Genomic DNA, 12,346 nt, shown 5'->3' on the forward strand with positions numbered 1-12,346 from the left:
TAATTAGGCAGATGAAGGATTGTAGCTTAAGGAGAAAGACTGAATAATAGCACAAAGGAACCTCCCTAGTTGGAATATAGCTAGGGAGGTTTTTGTAAGGAAAATAATTAAATTTAGAGGCCTAGGAAATTTAGGCTGATATGGCAAAAGATAAAGTAACATGGGGAAGTCGATGATACGGAAAAAGATTGTGAAATTTAACCGATAGGACTAGTGGAGCAGAAAAAAATCCAACAGCATTTTGCTAAACGAAAGGAGACTAAGCCTTATGAAAATGACTTTCCTTATAGTTTTAAGAGGAGATAATGATTTTGCTTAAAAGACGGTAAGAATTGACCTTATCACATTGAAAATATGGCAAATATCGTTTACAATGAAACCGCTTATAGGAGATTTAGATTAGAGGGCTGACTCTGTTCAGGGAGGCGAAAAAAAGCTTTTATAGAGAGGTCTAATCTTGTGAAAAAATAGCCGATTTCTCATGAAAAAGATAATAGAAGGGGGAAGCAAAATGGCCATTGAAAAAGAAGAATTTCGAATTGAATCAGATGTAGTAGGGGATTATAAAATTCCAATTGATGCCTATTATGGTGTGAATACGCAACGGGCCTTGGAGAATTTCCCAATTACGGGACAAAAGATGCACCCTCAAATGATTAGGAGTTTGGCAGAAATCAAGAAAGCTTGTGCTTTAGCCAACAAAGAAGTCAAACGTTTAGAAGAACCTCTTGCAGATGCGATTGTTCAAGCTTGCGATGATGTTTTAGCAGGAAAATTGGACAGCGAATTTGTGGTAGACCCTATCCAAGGTGGGGCAGGAACCAGTGCCAATATGAATGCCAATGAAGTTATTGCCAACCGTGCTATTGAAATACTCGGTGGGACAAAGGGAGATTATAAAATCGTTAGCCCTAATGACGACGTGAACTGTGCCCAATCGACGAATGATGTTTACCCATCTTCTGGGAAAATTGCCATTATACGTTTATTAGATAAGGCGATTGAACAGTTAGAGCGCTTAGAAAAGGCTTTACTCAAGAAAGCTGAAGAATTTAAGGAAATTCCTAAGATGGGGAGAACCCAATTACAAGATGCTGTACCTATTACACTTGGTCAAGAGTTTGCCGCTTATGCAGCCGCTGTTGGTCGGGACATTAAACGTTTAGACTCAGCTAAATTAGATGTAGCCTACCTGAACATGGGGGGGACGGCTATCGGTACTTGTGTGAATGTAACGCCAGGCTTTATTGATTCTTGCTTAAAGCATTTAAATGACATTACTGGTTTGAAACTCTATAGTGCGGATGATTTAATTGATGGCACGCAAAACTTGGATTGCTTTGTGGTGGTTTCTTCTAAAGTGAAATCTTGTGCGGTTAATCTGTCGAAGATGGCCAATGATTTGCGCTTAATGAGTTCAGGGCCAAGGACAGGTTTAAATGAAATTAATCTTCCTGCTAAGCAATCAGGTTCATCCATCATGCCAGGGAAGGTAAATCCTGTTATAGCAGAGGTCGTTAGCCAAGTTGCCTTTAATATTTTTGGGAATGATACCACAGTAACCTTTGCAGCTGAAGCAGGTCAATTAGAGTTGAATGCCTTTGAACCAGTGATTTTCTATAACTTGTTTGAATCCATTGATACCCTAGCTCATGTGGCTAGTACCTTTACAGATAACTGTATTTTAGGTATTACCGCTAACACAGATCGTTGCATAGAATTGGTGGAAAAGAGTACAGGTTTAGTGACTGTTTTGAACCCAATCATCGGTTATAAAAAGGCGACAACTATTGCCAAGAGAGCCTTAAAAGAAGATCGTAATGTAAGGGATATTTTGATTGAAGAAGGTTTATTCACAGAAGAAGAATTGAAGACAAAATTGAACATTTTGGATATGACTCAGGCAAAAAAATAAGGCCAAGGAGGCACTGAAATGACACGGATAGTAAAGGATAGCATGGGAACGATCGAAGTGGCAGATGGAGCTTACTGGGGTGCGGTGACCCAAAGAAGTCTAAATAACTTCCGTATTGGTCACGAAAAAATGCCTATCCAGTTGATCCATGCCCTAGCCTTGATTAAAGAGGCAGCTGCCTTGACGAATCAGGAGTTGCGTGGATTAGATGAAAGCTATGCCAAGGCCATTGAACAAGCAGCTGAAGAAGTCCGTTCCGGTAAATTGGATGATCAATTTCCTTTAAAGGTTTGGCAAACAGGTTCTGGGACTCAAACCAACATGAATGTGAATGAAGTGATTGCTAAAAGGGGAAATGATATACTAGGGGTGGAAGTTCTTCACCCAAATGACCATGTTAATTTGTCACAAAGCTCTAACGATACCATCCCTTCTGCTATGCATATGGCGGTGGTTCAACGCACACGGGATAAATTGATGCCAGCCTTACAACATTTGAGAAATAGCCTAGAAGCTTTACAAGAACGGGCTGGAAAGCAAATGAAAGTAGGTCGGACTCACCTTCAAGATGCCACCCCAATTTACTTTGCTCAAGAAGTTTCTGCTTGGGTTGCCATGATGGATTACAATATGGCAAATATTCAAAAAGCTACAGAAGCTTTGATGGCTTTACCACTTGGAGGAACGGCTGTCGGGACAGGGATTAATGCGCCGAAAGATTTTGCGAAAAGGGCTGTGGAATGGATTGCTGAAAAATCTGGTATTCCATACAAAGAAATGGATAATAAGTTCTTTGGTTTATCGTCTAAATCCTTGATGGCGAATTATCATGGGGCTTTGAATGCTCTAGCAACTGATACCATGAAGATGGCTAATGATATTCGTTGGTTAGCGAGTGGCCCTCGTTGTGGTTTTGGTGAAATTAGTTTGCCAGCTAATGAACCAGGGAGCTCTATTATGCCAGGTAAGGTCAATCCGACCCAATGTGAAGCCATGACCATGGTTGCTGCTCAAGTGATGGGAAATCACACGACAGTGACAGTAGCCGCTTCTCAAGGGAACTTTGAATTAAATGTCTATATGCCGGTGATGATCTACAATATCATGCAATCGATCTATCTTTTAGCCGATGCTTGCCAATCCTTTAGTGACAAGTGCGTTTCTGGAATTCAAATCAATGCTAGCGTGATGGAAGATGAACTCAGACGTTCCTTAATGTCTGTCACAGCCTTGACACCGAAAATTGGCTATGATAAGGCCGCTAAAGTGGCTAAATTAGCCCATGAGGAATCGTTGACCTTGAAAGCTGCTTGTGAGAAATTAGGTTTCTTAGATGATGAAAGCTTTGACGAGTTGATGACTCCTGAACATCTTTTAGGCTTAAAGTTAGAGGATGAAGAAGCTTCCCACTTAAAATAAGGCAACAAAGCTGGGGAAAATTTCATAAAGGAGACAGATTCATGGGAAAATATACAGATGCTTTTAAAGAAAATCAACAATTGATGGGCGGAGCACTTCAAGCTTGTCATGTGAAAGAAGGCTTCATGGACGTCCATAAAAATGCTATCTCTGCTGGAAAACTTTCAGTCAAAGAAAAAGAATTGATTGCTTTAGGGATTGCGATTGCTATTCGTTGTGAAGGTTGCATTCTTGCGCATACCCATGCTGCTGTTGAAGCAGGTGCTACTTTAGAAGAAATTTCAGAAACAGTTGATACGGTCATTTTAATGCAAGGTGGCCCAGGTGTTGTCTATAGTGGGAAAGCCATTGCTATGGCAAAAGAATTTTTGGAAAATAAATAGGCAAGGAATGAAAGAAAACCATTGCTAGTGTGTTATTAATACAACCCAGCTTGTGCTGACGTCCTATTTGCTCATGTAGCAGTTAGGGCGTCAGTTTTTTTGGAGAAGAAAATATCCCCCAAAAGTTTGACTGTCAAGGTCAACTCTTGGGGGATTATCGTATGCGATATTTATTAGGACTGCTCTTTCAAGGGCAGTTCTTGAGGGAGTATCGTGTGAGATACTTGTTAGGACTGTTTTTTTAAGGGCAGTTCTTGATGAAGTATCGTATGCGATATTTGCTAGTACTGGATACTAGACTTATCTTACAAGCTAGATAGTGTTTATTGACGACTGGAGTAGAAATTCAGTCCGATAGCTAGCTTATTTTTCTAAAGCATTTTGGATGATGTCATCTACTTTAGATTCTAGTTCTTCAAGCGAATGAGCCCGTGAACGAGCGCAATCTTTAGCGTCTTTCGGGCAAAGTAAGCAAGGACGGTGGTGTGGACGAGCTAGTTTGTGGCCTTGTTTATCCAAGACATCCATGTCGAAGAGGCGACCAAGTTCATCAGCTTCTTCAATGCTGCAAGTTAATTGTTTAAGGCGTTCGGCGGATCCATTCACCACAAGCATTAATTCATCTCCGCTAGGGGCGAGTCGTTCTTCTTGGGCTATGATTTCGACACCAGCTTCTTCTAATTGAGTGAGCAAACGTTCTTTTCCTAATTGGTAGGCCGCACGAATAGATGGATTAGTTTTCACTGACCCTGGAATATTGAGGGCGAATGAGACTAGGGGATGATGATATTGCTGTAACAATGCTTCTTGACGTACAGCACGGTACTCTCTAGCGGCTAACATATCTTCTAAGCTAATGGCTGTTCCAAACATGAAACACAGCTCCTTTCACTATATGAGGTGAGGGAGTAACCCATGTAGTAGTTTAGCACATTTAAAGGGATAAGGTGGCATTTTTTAAAGAAAGAAATCATTTCTTCTTTGAAAAAGAGGGGGAAAAGCCTATAAAGCTCACTGCAAGAGGATATGCTTAGAAAAGGGAAGTGCGGTACTTTCTCAAAGAGGATATCCTTAAAAAGGGAAGTGCAGTACTTTCTCAAAGAGGCTCTGCCTAGAAAAGGAAGTGCGGTACTTTCTCAAAGAGGATCTCCTTAAAAAGGGAAGTGCGGTACCTCCTCAAAAAGGATATCCTTAATGGTGGCGGATAGTTTGACTCGCTTTTATAGAGGCGATAACTTTCTGAGCTTCTTTAGACTGGAAGTAAGCATAAGTCGTTTCTGGAACAAGGGATTTGAGCTCGTCGATTTTACCCTCATGGAGCAATTGGCGAACCTCAGAAGCGCTGATGGCCTGACCATTTTGACTTAACCGCTTGATAACCGTCAATTCTATGCCTGCTTGGGGTAAATTTTCCTCCATAGCTTGATTATAAAGAGCGGTCACTTGACTGAAAGGTTCGTCACCGACAAAACGTTCTTTAATGTGGAGGCGCTGGGCAATTTTGGTAAAAATAGCAGCGTCCAGCTGGGTTTGGCTCGACATGACAGCTGCGTCGTCTTTTTGGAAGTAGCTTGGGAAGGTCGCTTGGCTAATGAGGTAGGGGCCAGTTTGATGATAAATGATATTTTGGATGTCTTTTGTCCCTTCCTTGACTAAACGTTCACGGACTTTAAAGGGAACTAGGCTGGAGTCTTCGTTGACGACAAAAATATGGAGAATATCGACCTGTTTTTTAGCTTCTTCAACCAAGTAACGGTGCCCTTTGGTGAAGGGGTTGGCATTCATTATGATAGCCCCTTGCTTAAGCTGAGCTGATAGGCTAGTTGCTTTTGATTCCTTTTCTAGTTGGTCGAGGTAACGGTCAAAGCCAAGAGAACGGTTTTCCATGAAGACAATTTCGCCTGGAATGCGCACAATTTCATGGAAACCTAACCCAGAGAAAAATTGGCGGGATTCATCTTTAGTGTATAAAAAGAGATGGGTATGACCTTGTTCAAATTGGTACTCTGTCAGGTGTGTGATGATTTGGTTCATCAAACCCTCACCTTGATGTTTGCTTGAAACGGCTAGGCAACGTAGGCTGTTGTGAAAGCAAGATCCAGTGGCTACTAAGTCACCATCTTCAGACCACAAGCCACAAGTGTAGTCGATGTTTTGATCTAAACGGATCCCTTCTTCGTTCAAGAGGGCTGTAACTTGAGCCATTTTACGGGTGTTTCGTTTAGGGATAGCGGAAATGTAGTAATTCGCCATGGGTACACTCCTTATGGGGTCGTTTTGTTAGTTTACCTCAGTGTAGCATGAGAAAGAAAAGAATAAAGGTATTTGAGGGGTACTTTTTAGAGGAGAGGGGGTTTCTTAGTATGGGATTTGGGAGGATGTTATTTGCTTTATAACACGATGTAGAAGTGCTTCTAGATTATGACTGTCTATACTAGTAAAGTAGTGAAAGTGAAAATAACATGGATTAGTTAAATCATAATACGTCAAGAGAGCGTATTTTGTATTGTAGTAGATCAAATAGAGAGATTGAGTGAACAATCTATTTATGATAATCTCTAAGTTAGCGTGAGTTGAGCCTTGTCAGTTCATGTAGTACAAATGCTGTGTAAAGAAAGTTTATTGTTAAATGCTGTTTTAGGAGGATAATACATGACAAATTCTGTAAGTTCTGCATCAGCTGAGAAATATAGTTTAGCTTCATTTTTCGCTGGTGTTGGTGGAATTGAGCTTGGTTTTGAACAAACCGGCGAGTTCAGAGTTGTTTATGCCAATGAATTTGATAAAAATGCGCAAATAACCTATAGATTAAATAATCCATATGTCAAGTTAGATGATCGTGACATACATGAGGTAGCTAGTGAAGAAGTGCCTGATGTAGATGTGATAACGGGAGGATTTCCTTGTCAAGCTTTTAGTATTGCTGGTTATCGAAAGGGATTTGAAGACGAACGAGGGGATTTGTTTTTTGAACTTTTACGCATGATCAACCATAAGCAACCTAAAGCAATTCTGATTGAAAATGTTAAAAATATGGTTACTCATGATCATGGGAATACTTTTAAAGTTATTAGAGAGGCCTTAGTGACGAATGGGTATACTATCAAGTGGAAAGTTTTAAATACAATGGAGTATGGTAATGTTCCTCAAAATCGGGAACGGATCTATATAGTTGGGTTTAAAAATGAGAAGGCTTGTGAATCTTTTTCTTTCCCTGAAAAAACGGAATTGAAAACACCATTATCAGACATCATAAATTATAATGATAAATGTGATGAGTATTTTTATTATAGAGAAGGTAGGCAACCTTTTTATAAAACTTTGGTGAAAGATATAAAAAATAAAGATTCTGTTTATCAATGGAGAAGGCAGTATGTAAGAGAAAACAAATCGGGTGTAGTTCCAACTTTGACCGCAAATATGGGTACTGGTGGTCATAATGTTCCAATTATTTTAACAGATAGGGGCATTCGTAAATTAACACCAAGAGAAACATTTAACGTGCAAGGATTTCCTAAACAATTTAAGTTGCCAAAAGATATGGCTAGAAGTCATTTGTATAAACAAGCTGGGAACAGTGTTTCAGTTCCTGTGATCAAACGAATTGCAGAAAATATAGGGAAAGCACTTCGAGAAGATCGGAAAGAGTATGAAGAGAAAGTGGAAGTCAACGAGAAATATGCATTAGTTTATACAGATATTCAAGGGAGATATAGTGGATATTCTAAACTAGTCCAAACATTTTCGACAATGGAGTCTTTAGAAGAGTACATTTCTGACTCCATAGAGATGTCTTGCTTACTCAGTGTTGAAGAATATATCCGTATAATAAAAAAAGGGAGTAGTGCTAGTTTTTATATGGCGCTACCACTATAGTGTGTGAATACTAAATAGTGCAATGAAGGGCTTAGGTGACTAATATGTCTATTTGGGAAAGGTACAGTAAGGAAGAAAGAAACGAATACATAAAGTTTCTGACGGTCTATGGAGCATTAACTAATCTTTTTAGGCAAAAGCATGGGAAAATGATTCCATATTTAGATTCTAAATTCCAAGAAACGATTTATGCTAAAGTTTTCAAAGGACAAAACGTAGACATAGGCAATACACCTCATGACATTCTTTCAGTATTTGGTAATGAACGAATAGGGATAGGATTAAAAACTTGGATGAATTCTAGCCCATCTTATCAAAAAGTGATGCAAATAAAGAGATTTAAAGCTGAAATTGATCCATTTTTTAAAAAGTCAGATGAAGAATTAGCCCTGAAGTTGTCTCAAATCAAAAATGAAAGGATGCTAGCTGATTATAAAAGATTAAATCTTAATACTGACCATAATATATATCATTATGTGACAAGAGATGACGGGAAATTTGTTATTCAAGAAACCTTATACCCTTTAATTGAATTGAATAGATTGCAAGGGTTTAATAGAACAGATACAGCTTTTCATTGGTCTGATGGCGTCAAAGAATATAAGTATACTTATGGCGATTCGCAAATTTGGCAACATTTTGACTCATCAAAAAAGGATACATGCCTATTGGAACAATTCAATGTCAAAATAATGGATGACCCGTTTGATTTTTTATTGAAGGCATATTTTAATTTAGGTAAGGAATTGCAAAAGGATGTAACTTCTAGGGATTATGTCGAAGTTTATCTGCCTTTGTATTCCTATAAAAGTAAAGAAGTTGAGGAAAAATCAGGATTGAATTCTTGGAATGCAGCACCAAAAGCCAAGGGGAGTGATAGGCTTAGACCATTAAATGAAGTGTATATACCGATCCCTAGAGAGTTCCATAGAAAATTTCCCGATTTCTTTTGCCCGAATATTTTTGACTTTGAAAAACGGCAAAAGAATTTTGAAGGAGATAGACGTGATAAACCTCAAATTAAATTTCATCTTAAACTTCCTAATGGGAAAACGATTCCTGCAATGGTTACTCAAAGCAATATGAAAGCTTTACAATCTGGTAGTACTGTTGAAATAGATCCTGATACTAATAAACTATACGGGCAATCAGCATTGGGTCAGTGGTTATTGATAGATGTTTTAGGACTTAAAGGGAGACAACTTGTTACTAGAGAATGGTTGCAAAAAAAGGGGACAGACTCTATTCGGTTATGGAGAAAAAAGGGAGACTACACTTGTATTAACATTGACTTTGCACCAATAAACAGTTTTGAAGCTTTTATGCGGGAAGAAGAAATTAATGTCGATGACTATATTTAGATGGAGGCTACTTAAGTAGTCGATTAAGATAAGGTGTCGGGGGTTAATCCCCTCACACATACCCCAAAAATTAAAGCCTTTACATTTTAGATTGACCATGCTAGAATGTAGACAAAGCGATAAAAGTAGATCGTGACTAACGAGATTAGGCGAGACTGCGAATGTGGACAGAATAATGGTGTTCTGTTTACTTTTGCGGTCTCTTTTTATTGTTTAGAGAAGGGAGGCTCTCTATGTATCGTGTGATTAGACCCTTAAATAATAATGTGGCCTTGGTCAAAAATGAAAGGAATGAGGAAGCCGTAGTGACCGGTTTAGGTTTGGCCTTCAAAAAGAAGAAAGGAGATGTGATCCCAAAGGAAAAGATTGAAAAAGTATTTCAGTTACGTTCTGAGGAAGCAAAAAATGATTTTATGTCGCTCCTAAAGGATGTCCCACTTGACTTTATCACCGTTACTTTTGATGTGATTGAAAAATTAACTCGAAAGTACCATTATCCTGTCCAAGACTATTTATATATTACCTTAACGGATCATATGTATTGCGCCTATAAAGCCTTGCAAACGGATTCATATGTCTATAATGAATTGCCAGATATTGCCCTGAAATACCCGAGTGAATACGCTATGGCAAGAGAAGCCTTACAAATATTTAGGTCATCTTTACTAGAAAGTTATCCTGACGACGAATTAGGCAGAATTGCCCTTCATTTTATCAATGCGAAAGGTATATCTGAGGCAACTTCTGGAGGGAAAATCGATAATCGAAAGGCTATATTAGAAGCGATCGAAGCCGAATTAATCGCAAATGGGATCAAGAGAAGCCTTGAAAATAGTAATTTCTATGACCGATTTATGGTGCATTTGAATTATTTTTTGGACTACATAGACCGAAGCAAGGAAGAAACTAGTTCGCTTCTAGACATGGAAAAACAAGTGGCTATTGCCTATCCCAAGGCTTTTAAGATAGCCAACGCTATTTATGACATTATTTCTAGAGAAACAGGGGTAGACCTGTATAAAAGTGAACGTTTTTATTTAGTCATTCACATTCAGCGCTTATTGAAATAAAAGAGTTTACTGAAATAAAAAGTGTATTGAAATAAAAGAGCTTGCTGAAATAAAAGAGTTTATTGAAATAAAAAAGCTAGGGAGGACTCATCATGAAAAGAGAAGAAGCCACATTGCTAGGTTTTGAAATTGTCGCTTATGCGGGAGATGCACGGTCTAAATTATTGGAAGCTTTGAAGGCAGCGGAAGAAAAAGATTTTCCTAGGGCTGAGCGTTTGGTAGAAGAAGCCAATACTTGCATTATTGAGGCGCATAAAGCTCAAACGAATTTATTAACGCAAGAAGCAGCTGGGGATGATATTGCCTACAGTGTGACGATGATGCATGGCCAAGACCATCTCATGACGACTTTGCTTTTAAAAGATTTGATGCATCATTTCATCGAGCTTTATAAGAGGGGGTAAAGTGTATGGAAAAATTGATTGCTTGTATTGAAAAAAGGAAACCATTTTTTGAAAAATTGTCACGGAATATTTATCTGCGGGCTATTCGTGATGGCTTTATTGCAGGGATGCCGGTGATTTTATTTTCTACCATTTTCATTTTATTAGCCTATGTCCCGAATGCATTTGGCTTTTTCTGGCCTAAAAGTATTGAAAGCCTTTTAATGAAGCCTTATAGCTATTCTATGGGGATTTTAGCCCTCTTATTAGCTGGGACAACTGCTAAATCATTGACGGATTCAGTCAATCGAAAAATGGAGGCCACTAATCAAATCAATTATATGTCGACTTTATTGGCTTCTATGGTAGGCTTGCTTATTTTAGCCGCTGATCCTCTTGATGGAGGGATTTCGTTAGGGTTTCTTGGGACGAAAGGACTCTTGACGGCTTTCCTTGCAGCTTTTGTGACGGTCGGTATTTATAAAGTTTGTATTAAGAATAATGTGACGATTCGTATGCCTGAAGAGGTTCCGCCAAATATTTCCCAAGTATTTAAAGATGTGATTCCTTTTACAGCATCTGCTATGTCTTTGTATCTATTGGATTTATGCAGCCGTCAATTTATTGGAACAGGTGTGGCTGAAGCGGTTGGAAAAGTCTTGGCACCATTATTCTCTGCAGCGGATGGTTATGTTGGGATTACCCTTATCTTTGGGGCTTATGCCTTCTTCTGGTTTGTTGGGATTCACGGACCTTCTATTGTTGAACCAGCTATTGCGGCTATAACTTATGCCAATATTGATGCTAACTTGGCTTTGATGCAAGCGGGTGAACATGCCGATAAAGTCTTGACTTCTGCTACTCAAATGTTTGTGGTAACTATGGGTGGTACAGGGGCTACTTTAGTCGTGCCATTTATGTTCATGTGGCTCTGTCAATCGAAACGCAATAAGGCTATTGGCCGAGCTTCTGTGGTGCCGACTTTCTTTGGTGTGAATGAACCGATTTTATTTGGGGCGCCGATTGTCTTGAATCCTATTTTCTTTGTGCCATTCATCTTAGCACCGATTGTGAATGTCTGGATTTTGAAAATCTTTGTTGATGTATTGGGGATGAATAGTTTTACGACCAATTTGCCATGGGTAACTCCGGGTCCTATTGGGATTGTCTTAGCTGCGAACTTACAATGGTTAGCAGTTGTCCTTGCCTTGCTGCTTATTTTAGTCGATATAGTGATTTATTATCCTTTTGTTAAAGTTTACGATGAACAAATCCTTGAAGAAGAACGTTCTGGAAAACATAATGATCAATTGAAGGAAAAGGTCGCTGCTCATTTCAATACGAGTAAAGCGGATGCTGTTCTTGAAAAAGCTGGCTTAGACCTGAAGGGGGAAAATGCTTCACTGGCAGGAAAAAATCATTTAGCTGACGGGGAAATGCAATATTCAGATAAAGGAAGCCTAGAAGATAAGAGCGAAAATTCTCAAGCAGATGGAGAAGGGTTAGAATTAAGCCCAGAAAGCAAAGCTATAACGAAAGAAACACATGTGCTTGTCCTCTGTGCTGGTGGTGGAACGAGTGGTTTGTTGGCGAATGCTTTAAACAAAGTGGCTAAGGAGAAAAATCTCCCATTAAAGGCTGTGGCAGGTAGTTTTGGGGCACATCGCGAAATTTTGCCTGAATTTGATTTAGTCGTTCTAGCTCCACAAGTCGCATCGAATTATGTTGACATGAAAGAAGAAACGGATAGGTTAGGGATCAAACTCGCTAAAACAGAAGGAGCTCAATATATTAAATTGACTCGTGATGGTAAAGCAGCCTTAGACTTTATCAAAGAGCAATTGAATTAGTTCGTAAAAGGATTTTTAACAAAAAATGAAGCGCGAAAGCTTAAAACGAATTTTCGAAAAGGAATGAAGTGCGAAAGGAGTCTTGCGTC

The 12,346-nt window shown here is 39.0% G+C and carries 10 protein-coding genes; 8 read left to right on the top strand and 2 right to left on the bottom strand.

The genetic code is table 11. From position 1 onward, the window contains the following. Positions 1 to 511: 511 nt before the first annotated feature. From D3H64_RS04115 to D3H64_RS04125, 3 genes are read left to right on the top strand one after another with little or no spacing between them, the layout of a single operon-like run. Positions 512 to 1,915, top strand: a complete 1,404-nt coding sequence (locus tag D3H64_RS04115) for an aspartate ammonia-lyase (RefSeq protein ID WP_121565002.1) — start codon at positions 512 to 514, stop codon at positions 1,913 to 1,915. A gap of 18 nt (positions 1,916 to 1,933) precedes the next feature. Beyond that, positions 1,934 to 3,334 carry a lyase family protein gene (locus tag D3H64_RS04120; RefSeq protein ID WP_121565003.1) on the top strand — a complete coding sequence of 467 codons (1,401 nt, stop codon included), beginning with the start codon at positions 1,934 to 1,936 and terminating at the stop codon, positions 3,332 to 3,334. A gap of 41 nt (positions 3,335 to 3,375) precedes the next feature. Continuing rightward, positions 3,376 to 3,717: a carboxymuconolactone decarboxylase family protein gene (locus tag D3H64_RS04125; protein ID WP_121565004.1), complete on the top strand. Its 342-nt coding sequence runs from the start codon at positions 3,376 to 3,378 to the stop codon at positions 3,715 to 3,717. Positions 3,718 to 4,080: 363 nt separating this feature from the next. Here D3H64_RS04125 and citX read toward each other — a convergent pair whose 3' ends face one another. Next, complete coding sequence (citX, locus tag D3H64_RS04130) at positions 4,081 to 4,590, bottom strand: citrate lyase holo-[acyl-carrier protein] synthase (RefSeq protein ID WP_121565005.1); 510 nt, start codon at positions 4,588 to 4,590, stop codon at positions 4,081 to 4,083. Between the two features lie 318 nt (positions 4,591 to 4,908). Next, positions 4,909 to 5,970 carry a [citrate (pro-3S)-lyase] ligase gene (citC, locus tag D3H64_RS04135; protein ID WP_121565006.1) on the bottom strand — a complete coding sequence of 354 codons (1,062 nt, stop codon included), beginning with the start codon at positions 5,968 to 5,970 and terminating at the stop codon, positions 4,909 to 4,911. A gap of 399 nt (positions 5,971 to 6,369) precedes the next feature. Between citC and D3H64_RS04140 the strand changes: the two genes are divergently transcribed. From D3H64_RS04140 to D3H64_RS04160, 5 genes are all read left to right on the top strand, one after another. Further along, positions 6,370 to 7,593 (top strand): DNA cytosine methyltransferase, encoded by a 1,224-nt coding sequence (locus D3H64_RS04140; RefSeq protein WP_121565007.1) that lies wholly within the window; start codon positions 6,370 to 6,372, stop codon positions 7,591 to 7,593. A 44-nt stretch (positions 7,594 to 7,637) separates the two neighbouring features. Further along, the gene (locus D3H64_RS04145) at positions 7,638 to 8,954 is read left to right on the top strand and encodes a restriction endonuclease PLD domain-containing protein (RefSeq protein ID WP_121565008.1); all 1,317 of its coding nucleotides are present in this window, start codon (positions 7,638 to 7,640) and stop codon (positions 8,952 to 8,954) included. 233 nt (positions 8,955 to 9,187) lie between these two features. Further along, positions 9,188 to 10,024: a PRD domain-containing protein gene (locus tag D3H64_RS04150; RefSeq protein ID WP_121565009.1), complete on the top strand. Its 837-nt coding sequence runs from the start codon at positions 9,188 to 9,190 to the stop codon at positions 10,022 to 10,024. A 92-nt stretch (positions 10,025 to 10,116) separates the two neighbouring features. Beyond that, a complete protein-coding gene (locus tag D3H64_RS04155; protein WP_121565010.1) occupies positions 10,117 to 10,428 on the top strand; it encodes a PTS lactose/cellobiose transporter subunit IIA in 312 nt (103 codons plus the stop codon). Positions 10,429 to 10,433: 5 nt separating this feature from the next. Beyond that, the gene (locus D3H64_RS04160) at positions 10,434 to 12,257 is read left to right on the top strand and encodes a lactose-specific PTS transporter subunit EIIC (RefSeq protein ID WP_233554880.1); all 1,824 of its coding nucleotides are present in this window, start codon (positions 10,434 to 10,436) and stop codon (positions 12,255 to 12,257) included. Positions 12,258 to 12,346 lie beyond the last annotated feature (89 nt).

It is taken from the genome of Atopobacter sp. AH10 (assembly GCF_003664595.1).
Taxonomy (GTDB): Bacteria; Bacillota; Bacilli; order Lactobacillales; family Aerococcaceae; genus Atopobacter.

What these genes read in the sequence shown, in the direction of transcription:
- D3H64_RS04115 (WP_121565002.1), top strand. Translation starts at nt 512, where the DNA reads ATGGCCATTGAAAAAGAAGAATTTCGAATTGAATCAGATGTAGTAGGG.
- D3H64_RS04120 (WP_121565003.1), top strand. Translation starts at nt 1,934, where the DNA reads ATGACACGGATAGTAAAGGATAGCATGGGAACGATCGAAGTGGCAGAT.
- D3H64_RS04125 (WP_121565004.1), top strand. Translation starts at nt 3,376, where the DNA reads ATGGGAAAATATACAGATGCTTTTAAAGAAAATCAACAATTGATGGGC.
- citX (WP_121565005.1), bottom strand. Translation starts at nt 4,590, where the DNA reads ATGTTTGGAACAGCCATTAGCTTAGAAGATATGTTAGCCGCTAGAGAG.
- citC (WP_121565006.1), bottom strand. Translation starts at nt 5,970, where the DNA reads ATGGCGAATTACTACATTTCCGCTATCCCTAAACGAAACACCCGTAAA.
- D3H64_RS04140 (WP_121565007.1), top strand. Translation starts at nt 6,370, where the DNA reads ATGACAAATTCTGTAAGTTCTGCATCAGCTGAGAAATATAGTTTAGCT.
- D3H64_RS04145 (WP_121565008.1), top strand. Translation starts at nt 7,638, where the DNA reads ATGTCTATTTGGGAAAGGTACAGTAAGGAAGAAAGAAACGAATACATA.
- D3H64_RS04150 (WP_121565009.1), top strand. Translation starts at nt 9,188, where the DNA reads ATGTATCGTGTGATTAGACCCTTAAATAATAATGTGGCCTTGGTCAAA.
- D3H64_RS04155 (WP_121565010.1), top strand. Translation starts at nt 10,117, where the DNA reads ATGAAAAGAGAAGAAGCCACATTGCTAGGTTTTGAAATTGTCGCTTAT.
- D3H64_RS04160 (WP_233554880.1), top strand. Translation starts at nt 10,434, where the DNA reads ATGGAAAAATTGATTGCTTGTATTGAAAAAAGGAAACCATTTTTTGAA.